At 59.1% G+C, this 20,223-nt stretch carries 18 protein-coding genes and 1 pseudogene; 8 read left to right on the forward strand and 11 right to left on the reverse strand.

From position 1 onward, the window contains the following. Positions 1–186: 186 nt before the first annotated feature. Complete coding sequence (locus tag D3879_RS00980; RefSeq protein ID WP_119952281.1) at positions 187–1,770, forward strand: peptide chain release factor 3; 1,584 nt, start codon at positions 187–189, stop codon at positions 1,768–1,770. Between the two features lie 201 nt (positions 1,771–1,971). On the opposite strand, the gene D3879_RS00985 is transcribed toward D3879_RS00980, so the two are convergent. After that, positions 1,972–2,349 (reverse strand): endonuclease domain-containing protein, encoded by a 378-nt coding sequence (locus tag D3879_RS00985; protein WP_119952282.1) that lies wholly within the window; start codon positions 2,347–2,349, stop codon positions 1,972–1,974. A 179-nt stretch (positions 2,350–2,528) separates the two neighbouring features. On the opposite strand from D3879_RS00985, the gene D3879_RS00990 reads away from it, so the two are divergent. Then, positions 2,529–3,305: a TatD family hydrolase gene (locus tag D3879_RS00990; RefSeq protein ID WP_119952283.1), complete on the forward strand. Its 777-nt coding sequence runs from the start codon at positions 2,529–2,531 to the stop codon at positions 3,303–3,305. A 251-nt stretch (positions 3,306–3,556) separates the two neighbouring features. Here D3879_RS00990 and D3879_RS27735 read toward each other — a convergent pair whose 3' ends face one another. Beyond that, complete coding sequence (locus tag D3879_RS27735; protein WP_420800913.1) at positions 3,557–4,270, reverse strand: methyl-accepting chemotaxis protein; 714 nt, start codon at positions 4,268–4,270, stop codon at positions 3,557–3,559. Between the two features lie 144 nt (positions 4,271–4,414). Continuing rightward, positions 4,415–5,554, reverse strand: a pseudogene (locus D3879_RS27740) (HAMP domain-containing protein); the annotation flags it as partial. A 253-nt stretch (positions 5,555–5,807) separates the two neighbouring features. On the opposite strand from D3879_RS27740, the gene D3879_RS01000 reads away from it, so the two are divergent. Further along, positions 5,808–6,698 carry an ROK family protein gene (locus D3879_RS01000; protein ID WP_119952285.1) on the forward strand — a complete coding sequence of 297 codons (891 nt, stop codon included), beginning with the start codon at positions 5,808–5,810 and terminating at the stop codon, positions 6,696–6,698. A gap of 64 nt (positions 6,699–6,762) precedes the next feature. On the opposite strand, the gene D3879_RS01005 is transcribed toward D3879_RS01000, so the two are convergent. The 4 genes from D3879_RS01005 to D3879_RS01020 form a co-directional block, all read right to left on the reverse strand. Further along, the gene (locus tag D3879_RS01005; RefSeq protein ID WP_119952286.1) at positions 6,763–7,758 is read right to left on the reverse strand and encodes an IS110 family RNA-guided transposase; all 996 of its coding nucleotides are present in this window, start codon (positions 7,756–7,758) and stop codon (positions 6,763–6,765) included. A gap of 346 nt (positions 7,759–8,104) precedes the next feature. Beyond that, complete coding sequence (ampE, locus tag D3879_RS01010) at positions 8,105–8,941, reverse strand: regulatory signaling modulator protein AmpE (RefSeq protein ID WP_119952287.1); 837 nt, start codon at positions 8,939–8,941, stop codon at positions 8,105–8,107. A gap of 12 nt (positions 8,942–8,953) precedes the next feature. Further along, entirely contained in the window at positions 8,954–9,502 is a 549-nt protein-coding gene (ampD, locus tag D3879_RS01015; protein WP_119952288.1) for a 1,6-anhydro-N-acetylmuramyl-L-alanine amidase AmpD, read from the reverse strand. A gap of 412 nt (positions 9,503–9,914) precedes the next feature. Beyond that, the gene (locus D3879_RS01020) at positions 9,915–12,239 is read right to left on the reverse strand and encodes a DUF1631 domain-containing protein (RefSeq protein WP_119952289.1); all 2,325 of its coding nucleotides are present in this window, start codon (positions 12,237–12,239) and stop codon (positions 9,915–9,917) included. A gap of 462 nt (positions 12,240–12,701) precedes the next feature. Between D3879_RS01020 and nadC the strand changes: the two genes are divergently transcribed. From nadC to D3879_RS26770, 3 genes are all read left to right on the forward strand, one after another. Beyond that, complete coding sequence (gene nadC / locus D3879_RS01025) at positions 12,702–13,550, forward strand: carboxylating nicotinate-nucleotide diphosphorylase (protein WP_119952290.1); 849 nt, start codon at positions 12,702–12,704, stop codon at positions 13,548–13,550. A 229-nt stretch (positions 13,551–13,779) separates the two neighbouring features. Next, positions 13,780–14,058, forward strand: coding sequence for a YlcI/YnfO family protein (locus D3879_RS01030; RefSeq protein WP_119952291.1), 279 nt, complete (start codon positions 13,780–13,782; stop codon positions 14,056–14,058). Beyond that, on the forward strand, positions 14,055–14,246 hold the full coding sequence (locus D3879_RS26770; protein ID WP_218567804.1) for a type II toxin-antitoxin system RelE/ParE family toxin: 192 nt from the start codon (positions 14,055–14,057) through the stop codon (positions 14,244–14,246). The genes D3879_RS01030 and D3879_RS26770 overlap by 4 nt, the downstream gene beginning before the upstream one ends. Positions 14,247–14,546: 300 nt before the next feature. Here D3879_RS26770 and D3879_RS01045 read toward each other — a convergent pair whose 3' ends face one another. The 4 genes from D3879_RS01045 to D3879_RS01060 all read right to left on the reverse strand — a co-directional run bounded on the left by D3879_RS01045 (position 14,547) and on the right by D3879_RS01060 (position 17,074). Next, entirely contained in the window at positions 14,547–14,810 is a 264-nt protein-coding gene (locus D3879_RS01045) for a Txe/YoeB family addiction module toxin (protein ID WP_119952293.1), read from the reverse strand. Next, the gene (locus D3879_RS01050) at positions 14,807–15,049 is read right to left on the reverse strand and encodes a type II toxin-antitoxin system Phd/YefM family antitoxin (RefSeq protein ID WP_119952294.1); all 243 of its coding nucleotides are present in this window, start codon (positions 15,047–15,049) and stop codon (positions 14,807–14,809) included. Before D3879_RS01050 ends, D3879_RS01045 begins: the two co-directional genes overlap by 4 nt. A gap of 438 nt (positions 15,050–15,487) precedes the next feature. Next, positions 15,488–16,018 carry an REP-associated tyrosine transposase gene (locus D3879_RS01055; protein ID WP_119952295.1) on the reverse strand — a complete coding sequence of 177 codons (531 nt, stop codon included), beginning with the start codon at positions 16,016–16,018 and terminating at the stop codon, positions 15,488–15,490. Between the two features lie 630 nt (positions 16,019–16,648). After that, positions 16,649–17,074, reverse strand: coding sequence for a pilin (locus D3879_RS01060; protein WP_119952296.1), 426 nt, complete (start codon positions 17,072–17,074; stop codon positions 16,649–16,651). Positions 17,075–17,298: 224 nt separating this feature from the next. Between D3879_RS01060 and pilB the strand changes: the two genes are divergently transcribed. Both pilB and D3879_RS01070 read left to right on the forward strand, forming a co-directional pair. Next, complete coding sequence (gene pilB, locus D3879_RS01065) at positions 17,299–19,002, forward strand: type IV-A pilus assembly ATPase PilB (protein WP_119952297.1); 1,704 nt, start codon at positions 17,299–17,301, stop codon at positions 19,000–19,002. Positions 19,003–19,005: 3 nt separating this feature from the next. Then, a complete protein-coding gene (locus tag D3879_RS01070; protein WP_119952298.1) occupies positions 19,006–20,223 on the forward strand; it encodes a type II secretion system F family protein in 1,218 nt (405 codons plus the stop codon).

A 20,223-nucleotide genomic window follows, 5' to 3' on the forward strand; every position in this document is an offset into this window, starting at 1 on the left:
TGCCGCTCTCCTACCTCACTTTGTCGCCTCGGCGATTGACCGTTGCGGATTCAAAACAAAACGTCATGGAATGCTGCACAAGCCCCGCGAAACCAGACCGCCCGTCGGCCGCCGCCGAGGGCGCGCATGCGTTATAATCGCCGCCTTTTTTGACAGACCGACTATCCGTCGAGGCGTTCCCCTCCTATGACCACTCAGGCCGCCGAAGTCGCGAAACGCCGCACCTTCGCCATCATTTCCCACCCCGACGCGGGTAAAACCACCATCACCGAGAAACTCCTGCTGATGGGCAAAGCCATTGCCGTCGCCGGTACGGTGAAGTCGCGCAAGTCCGACCGTCACGCCACCTCCGACTGGATGGAAATGGAGAAGCAGCGCGGCATCTCCATTACCACCTCGGTGATGCAGTTCCCCTACCGCGAGCACATGATCAACCTGCTCGACACCCCCGGCCACGAGGACTTCTCCGAAGACACCTACCGCACCCTGACCGCGGTGGACTCGGCGCTGATGGTGCTCGACGGTGGTAAAGGCGTCGAACCGCGCACCATTGCCCTGATGGACGTCTGCCGTCTGCGCGACACGCCCATCGTCAGCTTTATCAACAAGCTTGACCGTGACATCCGCGACCCGATCGAGTTGCTCGACGAGATCGAGGCGGTGCTGAAGATCAAGGCCGCACCGATCACCTGGCCGATTGGCTGCTACAAGGACTTCAAGGGCGTTTACCACCTGGCCGGCGACTACATCATCGTTTACACCCCGGGCCACGGGCATGAGCGCACCGAAGTCAAAATCATCGAGCACCTCGACTCGGACGAAGCCCGCGCCCACCTGGGCGATGAGTACGAGCGTTTTATCGAACAGTTGGAGTTGGTGCAGGGCGCCTGCCACGAGTTCGACCAGGAAGCCTTCTACCAAGGCCAAATGACCCCGGTATTCTTCGGCACCGCGCTCGGCAACTTCGGCGTCGATCACGTCTTGGACGCTGTCGTCGACTGGGCCCCACGCCCGCTGCCGCGCGCCGCCCATGAGCGCGTGGTGGAACCGACCGAGCACAGGTTCACCGGCTTCGTGTTCAAGATCCAGGCGAACATGGACCCGAAACACCGCGACCGTATCGCCTTCATGCGCATCTGCTCGGGCAAATACGACAAAGGCATGAAGCTGCGCCACGTGCGGATCGGCAAGGAGGTGCGGATCGGCGATGCGCTGACCTTCTTCTCCTCCGAGCGCGAGCAGTTGGAAGAAGCCTGGGCCGGCGACATCATCGGCCTGCACAACCACGGCACGATCCAGATCGGCGACACCTTCACCGAGGGTGAGAACCTGGGCTTCACCGGCATCCCGCACTTCGCCCCGGAGCTGTTTCGCCGCGTGCGCCTGAAGGATCCGCTGAAGTCCAAGCAACTGCGTCAGGGCTTGCAGGAGCTGGCAGAAGAAGGCGCCACCCAGGTGTTCTTCCCGCAACGCAGCAACGACATCATCCTCGGCGCCGTCGGCGTGCTGCAATTCGATGTGGTCGCCAGCCGCCTGAAGGAGGAATACAAGGTCGAGTGCCTATATGAGCCGATCACCGTCTGGTCCGCGCGCTGGATCGAGTGTGACGACAAGAAAAAGCTCGAAGACTTCAAGGTCAAGGCTCTGGAAAACCTCGCCATCGACGGCGGCGGCCACCTCACTTACCTGGCGCCAACCCGGGTCAACTTGGCACTGATGGAAGAGCGCTGGCCGGACATCAAGTTCCGAGCTACGCGCGAGCATCACTAAAAGCCCAAAGCCCCCTCAAGAGCTCAAAGCCCCTCTCCCCTGCCCCTCTCCCGCACGCGGGAGAGGGGTTCTATTCGTACACAACCAATCCCTGCGCTTTGGCTTTGGCTTTGGCTTTGGCTTTGGCTTTGGCTTTGGCTTTGGCTTTGGCTTTGGCTTTGGCTTTGGCTTTGGCTTTGGCTTTGGCTCCCCTCTCCCGTTTTACGGGAGAGGGGCCGGGGGAGAGGGCTGCTGGGGAGAGGGCCGCTCCTGCTCCACCCACATCCGAATCCGCTCCAGCACCGCATCCGTTTGTTGCAGCACCTCGTGATTCCAGAAACGCAACACCGTGAAACCCTGCCCCATCAGCCAGCGATCCCGACGCCGGTCATATTCAGCCTGTGTGGCATGTTGTCCGCCGTCGAGCTCGATGATCAACCGCAGCTCCATGCAAACGAAGTCCACGATGTAAGACCCAAGCGGCTTTTGCCGCTTGAACTTCAGCCCCATAAAGCGACGAGCCCGCAACTGATACCAAAGACATAACTCTGCGTCCGTCATGCCCTTGCGCAGATCCTTCGCATACTCAAGAGTCGTCATATCCCTTTACCCTCTCCCCTGCCCCCACTCTGTGCCCCAGCCACTGTGCCTGCAGGCGCAGTGGCGTTCGGGCGGGGCAAAGCATGCTTTGCCTATTTCCGCCTCACCCCGCAAGCGGGAGAGGGGTTCACCTGCTCAGCACGGTATATCCTGCGACTTCTGCTCGAGAAAAATAAACCATGCGCCTGATCGACACCCACAACCACCTGGACTTCCCCGACTTCGACGCCGACCGCGGCGAAGTCTTGACGAACTGCCGTGCGCTCGGCGTGGAACGCATGGTGGTACTCGGTGTTTACCAAGCCAATTGGCAGCGATTGTGGGAGCTGGTGAGCCGCGAGGATGGCCTGTATGCCGCCTTCGGCCTGCATCCGGTCTATCTGGATCAACACCGGCCGGAGCATTTGCATGAGCTGCGGCGCTGGCTGGAACGGCTCGCCGGGCAACCCAAGCTCTGCGCCGTCGGCGAGTTCGGCCTCGACTATTACCTGGAAACCCTCGACCGCGAGCGGCAGCAGGCGCTGTTCGAGGCGCAACTAGAGCTGGCCGCCGAGTTTGCGCTGCCGGCCCTGCTGCATGTGCGGCGCAGCCATGCCGTGGTGATCGCGACGCTGAAGCGTTTCAAGCTCAAGCGCGGCGGCATCATCCATGCGTTTGCGGGCAGCGTGGAAGAGGCCAAGGAATACCTCAAGCTCGGCTTCAAACTGGGCCTCGGTGGCGCCGCGAGCTGGCCGCAAGCCCTGCGCCTGCGCAAGGTAGTCGCCGCGCTGCCAGTGGAGGCCATAGTGTTGGAAACCGACGCTCCAGATATGGCACCGGCCATGCACCCGAACCAGCGCAATAGCCCGGAATATTTGCCGCAGATCTGCGCGGCTCTGGCTGAGCTCAAAAAAATCAGCCCGGACGAGTTGGCACGGGCTAGCACGGACAACGCCCGCGCGCTTTTCGGCTGGTAGCACGCAAGCCATTACAGAAAGATGCCGTTCAGTTAAGCGTCGGACAACTGTGCGGGCACTCTGTACATCCAGCAGGAGCGCGCAAGGTAGGTTGGCGCTGAGCCGAAGGCGATGCCCAACAACCGGCCTGTAAGGCCGGGCTTCTATGTTCGGGACCGTGAAGAGGGAGTCGCGGGGCGACTCCTCGTTGGGCATCACTGCGTTCAGCGCCAACCTACGTCAGCGCCTACATCAGCGCCAATCCGGCAGCCTCAGACGCGGAATGCGCTGATCAGCTGCTTCAGGTGCGCGACCTGCCCAGACAGCTCGCGACTGGCCTGCTCGGTCTGGCTGGCGCCCTCTGCGGTACGCTCACCCGCCAGGTTGATCTCGACGATGTTCTGGTCGATATCGTGGGCCACCGCCGTCTGCTGCTCGGCGGCTGCGGCGATCTGCTGGTTTTGGTCGACTATCATGCCCACCGAACCAAGGATGTTCTCCAGCGCCTGCTGCACTTTGCCCGACTCGGCGACAGTGCCATCGGCCATCTGGTGGCTGGTGTGCATGGTTTTCACCGCCGCGCCAACCCCTCCCTGCAGCTTGGCGATCATCTTCTCGATCTCTTCGGTCGACTGCTGGGTACGCTTGGCCAGGTTGCGCACTTCGTCGGCCACCACGGCGAAACCGCGGCCCTGCTCGCCGGCACGCGCCGCTTCGATCGCCGCGTTGAGCGCCAGCAGGTTGGTTTGCTCGGCGATGCCCTTGATCACATCCAACACTTGGCTGATCGAGGCGCTATCGCTCGCCAACTGATTGATTACCACCACCGACTGGTCGATCTCGCCCGCCAACCGCTGGATGCTGCCGACCTGGAACTCCACCAGCGCCCGGCCACTGACCGTTTCCTGATTCACGTTCTGCGCACTGTCCACCGCCGCGGCGGCGCTACGCGCCACTTCCTGGGCCGTAGCGGACATTTCGTTCATCGCCGTCGCGACCTGTTCAATCTGGCTCCGCTGCCCAGCGACCGCTTGGTTGCTCTGTGCGGAGACCGCCTCCACTCGATCAGCCTGGCGCCCGACTTCGCTTACGGTATGCCCGACGCGCTCGATCAAGTGGTGGATTTTCTGCACTGTGCCGTTGAACACCTCACCCAATTCGCCCAGCTCATCGCGACTCTGCGCCTTGAAGCTGACGGTCATATCGCCCGCCGCAACCTTGTCCATCACCAGGCCAAGATTCTTCAGCGTCGTCCGCGTGGAGACATAGAAAGCACCGTAGAGGTAGACGATCAGCAGAAACACCACCATCAGCGCGACGACCAGCAACACCACCTGTACGCGTTTTTGCTCTAGACGCTGCTGCAGCTGTTGGTCGAGGAACACCACGGCGGCATCGTTGAGCTGATAGGTTTTGTCCATCGCCGCCGTGACCTGGTCATAAAACTGCTGCCAGGGGGTGTCTAGCGTGTCGGCCATGATCACTTGGTCTTCAAACAGCGCGCTGCTGTCTTTCAGCGTTGCGCGGCTGGCGGTCGCCAAAGCGTCCAGCGCACTGCGCGCCTCCGGGCTGCCATCCAAGGCATCGCGCAGGCTAAGCCCGTATTCGGCATGCAGTTTTTCCAGCACCAAGAGCAACTCGTCGAACTTGCTGCTGGCAGATGAATTCAAGAACCCCTGGCCGAGGGAGTAGGAACCAATGGCTCGACCGCTGCTGAGCGCGGCCGTCACCTGCGGTGTCACCACCGTAACCAACTCAACCATCTGCCGCACTGCGGGTTGATTGTCCTGGCTAAGCCCAGCCTGGTTCGCCACTACCTTGATAAACACCTGGGCATTGCCAAGCAGCTTCTCGACCATGGAAGTCTTACTCTGCAACGAAGTCTCGGCCTCAATGCCCTGCAACGCAGCGAGCATCTCGTCACGCTTGCTGTTGAACTCCTCGACCTGCTCGGGCTCGCTGACCACCGGCGCCAAGGCTTGCAGCGAACCCCTGACTTCCTTGCTCAACTGTGCGCCCCGCGCCTCCAGATCGCCGGCCTTACCCGACTGACCAATCATGGCGTTGATCTCGACCAGGTCGTTGAGGCTTTCCAAATCACGCCGCAGCTTGAGACTGGAACTCAGTAGGTCGAGACTCTCCAGCTCGGCACGGGTGCCGACGAACTGCCGATAGGAGTCGCGCACCAGATAGAAGTTGGTGACCAGCATCGGCAAGAAGAACAAGACGCTGATCAGACTAAATTTCATACCAAAACTAAGGCGATTCATCAGCGCGATGGCCGGATACAGCACGGTCTTCACAAGACGTCTCCTGTTCGCATTATTGTTATGTGTCGTCGCAGAGACGGACGGGTAAGAATCACACGTGGCAGCCGTTCCATCCCGATGGGCCGTCCTGAGTCGCTAGAATCAGAACGACAACTACAGGCAGTTCAATGTAAGAAAAGTCCCAAAAAACCGTCAGAGCGCGGAGTCCTGTATACCTGATATCGACTCAGCCCTCTGTAACTTAAGGTTAAGAATGAATCGATCATTGCGGTTCGGTATCGATCTGGGTGGCACCAAGATCGAAATTGTCGCCCTGGAAAATAATCAGCCGGTCCATCGCCGCCGGCTACCCACCCCGCAAGGTGACTATGCCGCCACCCTGGCTGCAATTGCCGCTCTGGTGGCCCAGGCCGAGCATGAGTTGGGCGCCAGCGGCAGTGTTGGAGTGGGCATTCCGGGGATCCGCTCGCCGGATCACGGGCGGATCAAAAACGCCAACTCGATTTGCCTGATCGACCAGGACCTGCGAGGCGACCTCGAACGCTTGCTGCAACGTCCGGTGCGTCTGGCCAACGACGCCGACTGCTTCGCCCTCTCGGAGGCCAGCGACGGCGCCGGCGCAGGCGCGGCAACGGTATTCGGGGCCATTCTCGGCACCGGGGTCGGCGGTGGTGTGGTGATTAATGGCCGCTTACTCAGCGGGCCGAACGCAATTGCTGGCGAGTGGGGACACAACCCACTGCCCTGGCGCAGCCCTGCGGACGGCCCTGCCCGCCGTTGCTATTGCGGGTTGGAGGATTGCATCGAAACGTTCTTGTCTGGCCCCGGCTGGGCAGCCCGTAGCGGCATGGCGCTGGACGCCGGAGCTTTGGCGCTGGCGGCCGCGCGCGCCGACTCCGCCGCCCAGCAGGCTCTCGAACGCTATTGCGACCAGTTGGCGCGCGGACTGTCCTCGGTCATCAACCTGATCGACCCGCACGTCATCGTGTTAGGTGGCGGCTTATCGAATATCGGCGCGCTGTATGAACAGGTGCCACGGCTATTGCCGCGCTATGTGTTTTCCGATCGGGTCAACACCCGCCTGCTGCCAGCCCAGCACGGTGACTCCAGCGGAGTACGCGGTGCAGCCTGGCTATGGGATTGAGGAGCCGCCCGGCAGCGGCTGGGCACGGCTAACCCAGGCAGACCCGTAGATACTCTGTTGGACGTCAAGCTTCAGCCAGATGGATTTTGCTGAATAGCTTGCTGGAGTCGAAGGGTTCGCCCAGTTGGATGCAGGCCCAAAGCCCGGTCAGGTACTTGCGCATGACGGCGCATACGGCCTGTATTTTCTTTTTGCCACGGCGTTGTAGGGACAGGTAGAAGGCCTTGGCGTTTGGGTCATGTCGTACCGCGCTCAGTGCCGGCATGTAGAGGGCGCTTCGTAGATAGGCATTACCCGCCTTGCTCAGCCGTGAAGCCTTATTGACGCTACTGCCCGATTGGCACAGGCGGATATCTAGCCCGGCATAGCGACTGACTTGCGGCGCCTTCAGATGCTGGGGCAGGACACTGAGTTCAGCCAGTAACGCAATAGCACTGGCAACGCCAACACCTTTGGCTGCCAGCAGATGCTGAAACTGACTGTTCAACACGGCGTCCTCGGCAATCAGGCGCTGTGCAGCGTTGCTGAGTCGCTCGATGCGCTGATCCAGCCTCTCGACCGCTTCAACTTCGTCTTCAATCAGCAGCGCCAGCGTGTCACGTTTGGAGCGCAAGGCGTGCAGGCGGTTCTTGGCTTGTGTACGGGTCGCGGTCAGCCGATTGATTTGTCGGCCGATGTCACGCAGCGCCATACGGAGGGTATCCGGCGCAGTCCAAGGGGCTGGCGTCATCCGCTCGGCGTACTCGGCCAGGAGGGCCGCGTCTAGCGGGTCGGTCTTGCTTTGCGCCAACTTGAGTTGGGCAAAGTGGTGGAAGCTTTTGGGGTTGATGACAGACACGACGATCCCGGCCTTGCTCAAGGCAACGGCCAAGTCCAAGTAGTAAACGCCGGTGGCCTCCATCACGACTTGGACGGCTTCTAGCGCTTTAATCCGCTCCACCGCCTGGGCGTGCCCCTCGGGCGTTTGCTGGATGTCCAGCTTGCCCCGCGTGCGACCACCCTTTCGCCATGCCAAGACAACTGTCTTGGCACCCACATCCACACCGACAAATACGCTCATTGTTTTCATCTCGCCCGGCATTTGAGCAACAATAGCTACCGGTTCCCCGACCTCGCACTTCTTGCCGCTGCAACCTTGTGATGCGAAGTCCACCTCAATGAGCTGGCTTCCGGATACTCCACGCGGTGGGCAATGAGGCGGGGGGCCAATCTACGGACGAGGTTGAGTGTGAACTCACCTCCAGGTTGGAACGGCCTCCCCAGTAACTGCTTCTCTGCGTCAAGCGCAGGGCCTGAAAGGCTAACCCGGTTGACGGAAAACAACATACAAGGGTGGATTAGCCGCACCGCGGCGTAATCCACCGGAGCCATTGCAAGGTGCCACCTTCAGCGGCAACCCAGAGTCCCTAAAGCAACAGCGTCCACACGGCAAGGCCGGCATACCACAGCACCGCGGCGCGCACCAGCAACTGCCAGAGCCCGTCCAGGCTAGCGACGCCAGCCTCACCCAAAATCGGCTCGGCCACCTCACCCGCCGCACGCCCGGCCTGCACCACCAACTGCGCGGCGGAAATATCCCAGTTCAGCAGTTCATGCAATAACCCCCGGCTGACCGCGACAAAATTGCCCACCAACGCAAAGCTCGCCGCTAGCAGCCGCACCGGCAGCCAGTCGAAGGCGTGTCGCCACTGCACTGCGCGCTCCCGCACGATCGGCTGCTCGGCATGCTCAGTCATCAACGCCAGTAGCCGATAGGCCAACGCCGCCACTGGCCCGAGCAGGGCGTACCAGAAGATCACCGCGAAGAAACTCTGATAGCCCTGCCAAAGCAGATAGTTCTGCACCTGCGGCAATAGGGCATTGCCCTCCTCGGCCTGTAGCGCCAGATCGCGGCGAGCGACCAGATAAGCCGCCTCCGCATCGCCGCGCCGCCAACTGTCGCGGAAGGGGCCGAGAGCCGCCAGCGGATCGCCGCGCCCCAAGCTATAGACCAATACCAGCAGATGCACCGGCAAGGCCAGCCAGCCATAAGCCAACGGCTCGAGCAGAGTCAGCAGCAAGGCCAGGGCCACCAGCGGCAGCAGCACCAGCACCAGCACCGCCAACCAGGGGCTCTCGATGAAGTCCGACTGCCGCTCGACCCACGCCAGCAGACGCAGCCAGGGGCCATCCTGCTGGATCTTGGCCCGCCAGGCCGAGAACTTCTCTACCCACAGCACCAACAGCAGCACCAGAAAGCTCATTGCCCATCCTCCTTAATCTGTTAATGCCGCGCGCAGACGCCGCCAATCAAAAGCGGGCCCCGGATCAGTTTTGCGCCCCGGCGCAATATCGCTGTGGCCACAGATACGCTCCAAGGTGATCGCCGGATAAGCGTTGCGCAACAACAGGCTCAATTCCACCAGTGCAGCATATTGAGCCTCAGTGAAAGGCAACTCGTCAGTCCCTTCCAGCTCGATCCCGAGAGAGAAGTCATTGCAGTTCTCTCGCCCTTCGAACAGTGAAATTCCGGCATGCCAGGCACGCTCCAGGCAGGAGACAAACTGAGTCACCGCGCCGTCACGCTCAATCAGAAAATGCGCCGACACCTGGAGCGTGGCAATTCCAGCAAAGTATGGATGCTCATCAGTCGTCAGCTTATTTTGAAAAAACTCTTGCACCTTGCCGGTACCGAACTGGCCTGGCGGCAGGCTGATGTTATGAATCACCAGCAGGGAAACTTCCCCCTGCGGACGGGCATTGAAGTTTGGCGAGGGGCAGTGGCGAACGCCAGCACACCAACCGCTTACGGAATCCAGCTGCATAAAGGCTCCTTGAACTGCCAACCACTCTAGAACAGGCCGGCGGCAGGGCCAAGCGCCACAAACAACAACGCCCGACAAGATGCCGGGCGTTGTTGTTTGTGGCTATGCCTGAGAGCCGCAGGCATTCCACAGGCCGGACACGCCCCTCCGTAGGAGCGGATTTATCCGCGATGAGGCCTTCCGACCAGCGCGCCTGTAACAGCTGAAGCCCGCCCACAAAAGCTACGCAGGCTTCCTACCGTGGGATCGGCGCCATTTTCAAACTCGGCTTCGCGGATAAATCCGCTCCTACACAAGCCCCGCAGCCGCAGCCATTTCGCAGGCCGCCCCCCCTGAAGCGAGCTCCTACAAGAAGCTACAGCCCAACTCAATATGCAACGGGCGCATAGCTTTGTTGATCGCTAGCAATGAGTCAGGCGTTTTTCAGACGACGCAGATTACCGATCACCGACTCCAGAGCGCGGTCGAACAACAACGCATCATCAAGCAGGCGAATAGCACTGCGGCGAAATTCTACGGCCAAGCCCATGCGGGTCTTTTCCAAGACTTTCATGCCGGTACGGTTCACGAAGATGTACTTGCCTGTTGGCTTGATCACCGCCGCTAACTTGCAACGCAGCTTGTGCTCCTCGTCCTCCTGGAATTCCACCCAGCTGCCGACGCGCAGGTTGTCCACCTGTAGCAGCGCCTCATCGTCGTCGGCCAGGCTGGTCTCCGGTTCCTGCACCCGGCTTTCGCCCGGTGCCAGCAGGACGATTTCTTCAACCACCTCGACCATCGCCGGCGCATCAGCCAACTCAGGCTCCTCAGCAGGCGGCAGCTCCAGCAGCGGCAACTCGACTCCAGCCTCTGCCAATACCTCAGCCACCTGTTCAGTAACCGGCGGCTCACTAACCAACCGTTCAGCTTCTGGAAGCGGCCGCTTGAAGCGTTGGAATCCCTGAACATGCAGGAACTCCAGCTGGCTGAAAAATTCGCTGGTGGAGAACGGATCGAAAGCTGCGCTGGCCATTCCTTCGCGCAATTCCTTCAGCAGCCCAGGCACCAACTCCAACAAGCGCAGGCGCGCCTCCGGATCTTCGTGCGGCGCAACGCTCCAGACCAAGTCATCCATGGTCGCCAAGGCCGCCAGCCACTCTGGCGAGTCAACTCCGTGCTTGAGGCACGTCAGCATCAGCACCTTGCTCCAAGCCTCTTGCAGCAAGCGCACCACCACTTCCGGCAGAGTCCTGCCCAGCAGACGCTCATTCAGCGCCAGTTCCACTTGCCGGCGTGCCAGTTCCGCCTTGGCGCTGCCCTCTTCAGCATCACGGGTGCGCTGCTCGAGGAGTTCGCTACGCCGGCGCTCATCGCCGGTAAAGGCCAGGAAGTCCGCCAGCAGCTCGGAAAAAATCGCCGGGTCATCGACAAAATCATTCAGTAGACGTTGCACCACCTGCTCGATCTTCTGATACAGGCTGTCACGCTGGGTATTGTCGTGCTCAGCCCAACCCAACGCCGCCGAAGCAATTTCGTTGAGCAGGCGGCGAGCCGGATGGCTACCGCGACTGAAAAAGGTCTTATCCAACACCGCCACTTTCAGCATTGGAATTTGTAAACGCCCGATCAGTGCTTTCAGCGAGTCCGGTAGCGTGCGGTCATCCAAGATGAATTCGAACAACATGGAGACCAGATTGATGACGTCCTCATCAACCTCGCCAACCACACGCGCCTTGCCACTTTTGACGCTGGCGCGGGTCAGCAGCTGCTCCAACTGCTGACGCAGATCGAAGTCATCCATGGCCGCTGGAGCGGGCGTGCGCTGCTGCAAGTGCGACAGCAAGCGCATCAGATCACCGCTGGAAATCGGTAGCGCATCAGCCGGCAGCTCGCGCCGCGGCAAGCCTGTACCGCGAACCTGCGAGAGCAGCTCCTGAAGTACGCCGAACACCTCCTGCACGCCTTCATCAGCGTAGCTCCCGCCCTCCGAGGGCAGAGCACCGCCGCCCTCACGCCCTGAACGCGAGCCCGATGTCGGCACCTGTCCCGGCTTGCGGCGAATAGGCGCCGACTTCAGCTCCGGCAGCACACCCGCAGCAGCCAACTGCTGATTGGCCTCGGCGTAGAGTTGGTCGAGATCACTCAGTACATACTTTTCGAATAGCTTGAGAATGATCAGCTTGACCTTGATCTCCACTCCCAGACGGCTGCAGGCATCCAGGAAAACCTCACAAAGCACCAGAGGCCCGAAAGGGTTGGACTTGTCATCCAGTTTTTTACTGACCAACGCATTCAGGCGAGTGGTCAGATGGCTTAACGCGACACCGTCGCGGCTCTTCACCTTGGCCACCATGGAGTCCAGCGCTACCGACTCCTCCAGCTCATCGTTCTGGATCAGCGCGAGCTTGTCGAAAGACACCGCATCCAACTGCGGCGCTTGGCCAATTTCGTATTGGTTGAGGGTGGCGAAAGACTCAAAGACTTTGTGCAGGAAGCCACGCTCGATGCTTTTGCGCTTCAAGCGCAAATCACGCATGGCCTCGAAGAAAGTGTTCTGCTCGGCATTGCTGGTCGAGCGATCGGCCATCTCGAAGAGCGTGTCGTCCGCGTTATCGAACAGCGCTTGCAGCGCCTGCTTAAGCTGCTGAGCAGCCTTATCGCGTACCTGGATCAGCGCCACTGGCAGCCTTCCCACCGGCGGAGTTGGCGAGTGCTCAGGGGCAACCTTATTCAGGTGCACCACTTTCGCATCGGTCATTGCAAATCTCCCGCAGACCGCCCCTCTCGGGCTTATTCGTCTGCACAACGATCAACTGAGCGTCATCCGTAACGTCAAAGGCCTGGCGTCAATATTAAGCATTTAAAAGTCATTATAGAGACCAACCCCAGCCTTCAAGCCGACTTTTCCCACAGACATGACCCGCGTCACAGATGGACCGCATCAGCCTCCCAGCGGCTGCTCATGCACGACCGACACACTATCGGCCTCACGGAGCAGGCCGCGTGAAAACGTAGCGAGCGACGGTTAGACAAGGCGAAAACAGGCGAAAAAGCGCAGTTTACGTGGTGTAAATGAGCATTTTTAGCCTGTTTTTAACGCCGTATAACCGAGCGCAGTAGTTTTCACTCGGTCTGAGAAAGCCCCCGGCTTGCCATCAATCACGCTGCGCCCGCCGCCGACCATCCCTATAATTGCCCGATCTAGAGAGTGGAGCCAGCCATGCCGAACCTAATCCTCGCCGACCTGAGCGCAGAAATCGAAGCCAACGTCCGCCGCGCCTTACGCGAAGATATTGGCAGCGGCGACATTACCGCCCAACTGATCCCCGCCGAACGCCTGGCCCAAGCCACCATCATCACCCGTGAAGCGGCTGTGATCTGCGGCACCGCGTGGGTCGATGCCGTGTTCCGCCAACTCGACCCACGCGTCGCCGTGCACTGGCAAGTGAAGGATGGCGAACGCGTAGCGCCTAACCAAGCCCTCTTCCACCTGGAAGGCCCGGCCCGCGCCCTGCTCAGCGGCGAACGCAGCGCACTGAACTTCCTGCAAACCCTTTCCGGTGTCGCCACCCGCTGCCGCCACTATGCGGACCTGGTGGCAGACACCGGCGTCAAACTGCTCGACACCCGCAAAACCCTACCCGGCCTACGCCTTGCGCAGAAATACGCCGTCACCTGCGGCGGCTGCCACAACCACCGCATCGGTCTCTACGACGCCTTCCTTATTAAGGAAAACCATATCGCTGCCTGCGGCGGCATCGCCCAAGCCGTGCAAGCCGCCCACAAAATCGCCCCTGGCAAACCGGTGGAAGTGGAAGTGGAGAGTTTGAAAGAACTGCAAGAGGCGCTGGATGCAGGCGCCGACATCATCATGCTGGACGAGCTCAGCCTGGAGGAGATGCGCACCGCCGTAAGACTCACCGACGGCCGCGCCAAGCTCGAAGCTTCCGGCGGGATCAACGAAACCACCCTGAGAACCATTGCCGAGACAGGCGTGGACTACATCTCGATTGGCACCCTGACCAAGGATGTCAAAGCCATCGACCTCTCCATGCGCCTCAGCCTTTGACCGGATCATGCCGGCCAATCGGTTCGCGGTGGCGGTGGAAGCCCCTTCGGGGATTCCACCCTACGATCTTGCCAAGCCCCACGCACCCGTAGGGTGGATTAGCCGCGCAGCGGCGTAATCCACCGTAACCGCGCAATACGTCCATAGCTCAAGTATCAAGCAAGTCAGTTGCAAGGCGCTGACCCTGGGCGCAAATTGCATCGCAAATGCACTACAAAAGGCATGCCACATGAAAGCCTCAACGCTCCCCTCGATTCGCGTTCTACCGGAACTTCGCCAAGCTGCCGAAGCCGTGCTCAAGCCAGGCGAAACCTTGTCAGCACTGATAGAGGAAGCGCTCAAGCAAAGCATCGCATTGCGTCAAGCACAGCGAGAGTTCATCGCTCGCGGCTTGGCCTCCGCGACAACCGCCAGGCAAAGCGACAGTTACATCGCCAGCGATGCCGTGCTGGACAAGCTAGAACAGCGTCTGCAACACGCTAAAACCGCGCATAAGGGCGCCCGATGACCTATCAGATACGCTTCACGGAAGAAGCGCAGGCCGATCTGCTTAGGCTTTACGATTTTCTCCTGCAACGTGACATCGGCCTTGCCGAAGAGGCCCTAAGCGCTATCCGCCAAGCCCTTGCCCTACTGGAAACCTTCCCCTTCGCCTGCCGGCCCAACCCGACACCCCACTCCTGCGCGAGCTGCTGATCCCTTTTGGCCGGGAAGGCTATGTGGCGCTCTTCGAGATAGACAATGCCACAACAGTCACCCTGCTCGCCTTCAGGCACCAGCGCGAAGATGACTACCACTGAGCATGGCGATGAAAGCCACGTAGGAGGATTAGCTGCGCAGCGGCGTAATCCGTCATCGCCCCAGCCCACAAAAGCAAACGCGCACACCCTCTTCGGTCAGCGGCGTTTTGCTGTGCGGTAGGAGCGAATTTATTCGCGAACCTGGGCAGCTCCGCGCGGCCTTCATTGCGCATGAATCCGCTCCTAGCCGCCAGCACTACTCGTAATGTGTCCATAGGCGAAGCACCTTCACCAGATGCTCTTCCTCAAGCACTTGATACACGAGGCGGTGCTGGATATTGATTCGGCGCGAATATGCGCCGGCTAGATCCCCTACCAATTTTTCGTAAGGGGGCGGGTTCTGGAATGGGTTGTTCGCAATAATTCGGAGCAGGTCCTTTGCCTTTTCCTTGAGTCCAGACGATGCGAGCTTCTGTGCATCTTTTTGGGCTTGCTTGGTGTAAACGAGTTGCCAACTCACCAATCAAGCTCCTTGGCGCAAGCATCAGCCGGCTCAGTCATGCCTTCCTTGATGGACTCGCGCATACCGGGAATGGACAGCAGGAAGAGGGTTTCCTGGATTGCCTCCCAATCTTCGGCGGCAATCAAAACCGCGTTATTCCTTTTCCCTGCGATAACAATGGGCTGATGGGATTCTGCAGCCTGATCCAGAAGTCGATACAGATTGGCTCGGGCCTCACTGGCGGTAAGGGTCTGCATAGGAGAGGCTCCTTCGATTGCATGGAGAGAAATCGTACGTCTTAACGTACCACTATGCAAGACCGCTTTGACAGCCAACCCACCTTGCCCACCCGGCACGTCGAAAACCCGTTGGTTGAACCGCTCCGGGGATTCCACCCTACGCTCTACGAGCCATCATACCGCGGAGCCATGTAGGATGGATTAGCCACGCAGCGGCGTAATCCGTCACCCAACCGTCCCACAAAAGCAAACGCCCCGCACAAGGTGGGGTGCTTGCTTATCGGAGTGCAATGGTCGAACGATTCGGGATAAACGGTGGAAGCGCCTTCAGCGATTCCACCCTACGAATCAATCCGCCATACCGCGATGCTCGCTCAGGCACCAGGCACGTAGGATGGATTAGCCGCGCAGTGGCGTAATCCGTCACCTCTCCGGTCCCACCACCCTGGGATGCGTTCAGGCATCGCCGGCAACGGCAAGCTCGATGCAGCCGGCCCAATCGGCTGGGTACAGCCCGCGACGCACATCGCGGTGAAAACTCGAATAAGGCCAATCCCTCACCCGCCCGACCAGCCCATGTTTGAGCGGGTTGATATGCACATAATCCACGTGCCGGCGAAAATCTTCGTCGTCGCGAATCAAATGCTCCCAGTAGCGCCGCTGCCAGACGCCCCGTTCGCCCCTCAGCAACCGCAGCGGCGAGCGATGCTCGGCGGGCGGCAGGGCGCGGCAGAAGAACGTCTTGATCAAGCGCCAGCGCAGTGGATAGGCCATATCGCCCGGCGGCAGCGTCCACACGCAATGCATGTGTTCCGGCAGCACCACCCAGGCATCGATGGCGAACGGATGCAGGCGATGCACCCGGCGCACCGCGTCACGCAGGATATCCACATGACGAACCAGCAGGTCATTGTTGCGGCGTTGCAGCAGATTGACCGTAAAGAACCAGGTCGCCCCCGGCACATAAGCCCGACGATAATTCGGCATTCCTTGCCTCCACATCCGATTGAATGAGCAAGCATAACCTTGTCCCGTAGGGGGATTAACCGAAGGCGTAATCCACCGCGCGCAAAAAACAAACGCCTGCACAGGACGGGGCGTTTATTCAACAGCGGAGCATGCCGGCCAACCGATTCACGATGGCGGTGGAAACCCCTTAGCCGCGTAGGAGGATTAGCCGCGCAGCGGCGTAATCCGTCATCAACCCACCCCACAAAAGCAAACGCCCCACACAGGGCGGGGCGTTTGTTGACAAGCCGACGTAGCGACCGAACGGTTCGCGGTTAACGGCGGAAGCGCCTACGGCGATTCCACCCTACGAGTTAATCCGCCATACCGCGATTACCGCAATTACCGCGATTACCGCGATTACCGCGATTACCGCGATTGTAGGGTGGATTAGCCGCGCAGCGGCGTAATCCACCGAACCGCGCAAAAACAAACGCCCCGCACAAGGCGAGGCGTTTATTCAAAACCGGATCACGTCGGTCAAGCGGTTCGCGGTGAACGGTGGAAGCCCCTTCGGGGATTCCACCCTACGATCCGTCATACCGAGATGTCATATGGCCATACGATCCGTCATACCGCGATACGATCCGTCATACGGTCATACCGCGATTATTGCTTACAAACCTTAGCGGCCAAACAGTCGCCGGACTGAGTCCACACAACTTGTGTTGCACCGGCCGCCAATGTCGGGGTATTGACGTAAGTGTAGCCGCCTGCAGCAGCACTCGCGGTGGCAGTCACAGCTGCAGTGGTCCCCGTAATAGCTAGAGCGGTAGCCGCTTCTTTGGAGTTTACCAGTGTAGTAATGCCGACTTCTGCAATCGTGTCACAGGAAGTTACAACACCTGCGTTTTCAGTCAAACACACAGAAATAGCGGTTTCAGCAGAGGCGGCAGCCGACACGATGTCTTGAAACTTGGCCTTAGTCACATAGTCCTGATAGGCCGGAATCGCGATAGCCGCCAAGATACCGATGATTGCAACCACGATCATCAATTCAATAAGGGTAAAACCCTTTTGCATTTGAGCTTTCATTTGAGTCTCCTTGAGTTGTTAGGCCATCAGCCTGCCAGAGACAAAGCAGATAGCGTGCCAACTCAACTATCCCCACCATGCCGCTTGAATCGCAACACTTGCCCATACCGAGACAGCCATTAACGCGCAGCTTGTGACATTTTTTGCCACCCGCTTGCTCGCCGTTTGGCAGCCCCGCGCAACTGCGCTATAAGGCAGGGCATTGTGTCTATGAGTCCCTTGTCATGAATGACGCCGTTTCCCTCTCCGGTCTGGCCAGGCAAATGGTGCTGGCCGAGCTGCTGGACGAAAAAGCCGCGCAGCAAGCGCAGCAGCAAGCGCAGCGCAATAAGTTGTCGCTGGTCACCTATCTGGTTCAGAACAAGCTGGTCAAGAGCCGCGCCCTAGCGGAACTCGCAGCCGAGCAGTTCGGCGTGGCCTTTCTCGACCTGGGCAGCATCGACAAGGAAGGCCAGCCCAAGGATCTGGTCAGCGAAAAATTGATTCGCCAGCACCGCACCCTCCCCTTATGGCGCCGTGGCAACAAACTCTTCGTTGCCGTATCGGACCCGACCAATCACCAAGCGGTTACCGATATCCAGTTTTCTACCGGGCTCAACACCGAGTCCATCCTGGTCGAGGACGATAAACTCGGCGATGCCATCGAAAAATTTTTCGATAACGCCACTAACGGCATGGAAGATCTGGGTGATGTCGATCTGGACGGTGTGGACATTCAAGCCGTCGATGATGACAAACAAGACACTGCCGAGGGCAATTCGGCGGACGACGCGCCAGTCGTGCGTTTCGTTAACAAAATGCTGCTGGACGCGATAAAAGCCGGCTCTTCCGACCTGCACTTCGAGCCCTACGAAAAAACCTATCGGGTACGCTTTCGTACCGACGGCATCTTGCATGAGATTGCCAGACCACCGATCCAACTCGCGCCACGCATTTCCGCGCGACTCAAAGTAATGGCCAGCCTGGATATCTCTGAGCGTCGTAAACCTCAGGATGGGCGCATCAAGATGCGCATCTCGAAAAACAAATCTATCGATTTCCGTGTCAGCAGTTGTCCGACTCTATGGGGCGAGAAGATCGTGATGCGGATTCTCGACCCCTCTAGCGCACAAATGGGTATCGATGCCCTCGGCTATGAAGAGTCGCAAAAAGATTTGTACATGGCCGCACTGAAGCAGCCACAAGGCATGATCCTGGTTACCGGCCCTACCGGCTCCGGCAAGACCGTTTCGCTGTATACCGGCCTGAATATCCTGAACACCGTTGACGTCAACATCTCTACCGCCGAAGACCCGGTGGAGATCAACCTGGAGGGCATCAACCAGGTCAACGTCAACCCCAAGCAAGGCATGGACTTCACTGCGGCACTGAAATCATTTTTGCGCCAGGACCCTGACATCATCATGGTCGGCGAGATTCGCGACCTGGACACCGCCTCCATCGCAATCAAGGCCGCTCAAACCGGACACATGGTGATGTCCACCCTGCACACCAACAGCGCCGCCGAGACTCTGACGCGGCTACGCAATATGGGCGTCCCCTCGTTCAACATTGCCACCTCGGTCAACCTGATCATCGCTCAGCGGTTAGCCCGCAAGCTCTGCACTAGCTGCAAGAAAGAGGTACAGATTCCGCGTGAGGCTCTGTTAGAAGAAGGCTTCCCGGAAGACAAGATCGGCTCCTTCAAGATTTATGGCCCGGTTGGCTGCGAAAATTGCAACGGCGGCTACAAGGGCAGACTCGGTATTTATGAAGTAGTTAAAAACACGCCGGCCTTGCAGCGGATTATCATGGAGGAAGGCAACTCCATTGATATTTCAATACAAATGCGCAAAGACGGCTTCAATGACCTGCGCACATCGGCTCTGCTGAAGGCCATGCAGGGTATTACCAGCCTCGAAGAAGTAAACCGCGTGACTAAGGACTAATCCATGGCCGTGAAAGCGATAAAAACCAGCACCTTCAGCTGGGAAGGGACTGATAAAAAAGGCTCCAAGATCAAGGGCGAAACAAGCGGCCAAAACCCAGCCCTGGTCAAAGCGCAATTGCGCAAGCAAGGCATTAACCCGACCAAGGTGCGCAAAAAGTCAGTTTCGCTGTTCAGTGCTGGCAAAAAAATCAAACCGATGGACATCGCCCTGTTTGCGCGGCAGATGGCGACCATGATGAAAGCCGGGGTGCCCCTGCTGCAGTCCTTCGACATCATCGGCGAAGGCTTCGACAACCCCAACATGCGCAAACTGGTGGATGAGATCAAGCAACAGGTCGCGGCAGGCAACAGCTTTGCCACCGCCTTGCGCACCAAGCCCGAATACTTCGACAGCCTCTTCTGTAACTTGGTGGATGCGGGCGAACAAGCCGGCGCTCTGGAAAGCCTGCTCGATCGTATTGCTACCTATAAGGAAAAGACCGAGGCACTGAAAGCCAAGATCAAAAAGGCGATGAACTACCCGATTGCCGTAGTAGTAGTGGCCATTATCGTTTCGGCAATCTTGTTGATAAAGGTGGTGCCGCAGTTTAAACAGGTTTTTTCCAGTTTCGGTGCCGAACTACCCGCTTTTACGGTGATGGTGATCGGATTATCTGAAGCCCTGCAAGAATGGTGGTACGCAGTTCTAGCGAGTATATTTGCTGCAGGTTTTGCTTTTCAGGAGGCCAAGAAACGCTCACAGGGTTTTCGCAACTGGCTTGACCGCACCGCTCTTAAGTTACCTATCGTCGGCGATATTCTGTACAAGTCCGCAGTCGCGCGTTTTGCCCGTACCTTGTCCACCACCTTTGCCGCCGGGGTGCCGTTAGTCGAGGCACTCGACTCGGTTGCTGGCGCAACCGGCAATATCGTATTCGTCAATGCCGTCAATAAAGTCAAACAAGACGTTACCACCGGCATGCAGTTGAACTTCTCCATGCGTACTACCGGCACCTTCCCCTCTATGGCAATTCAGATGACTGCCATCGGCGAGGAGTCCGGGGCGCTGGACGAGATGCTCGATAAAGTCGCCAGTTACTACGAAGCAGAAGTGGACAATATGGTCGATGGCCTTACGGCGCTGATGGAGCCATTGATCATGTCGGTGCTGGGCGTTCTGGTCGGTGGTTTGGTCGTGGCCATGTACCTGCCCATCTTCCAACTGGGTGCCGTGGTTTAA

The organism is Pseudomonas cavernicola (assembly GCF_003596405.1).
GTDB lineage: Bacteria > Pseudomonadota > Gammaproteobacteria > Pseudomonadales > Pseudomonadaceae > Aquipseudomonas > Aquipseudomonas cavernicola.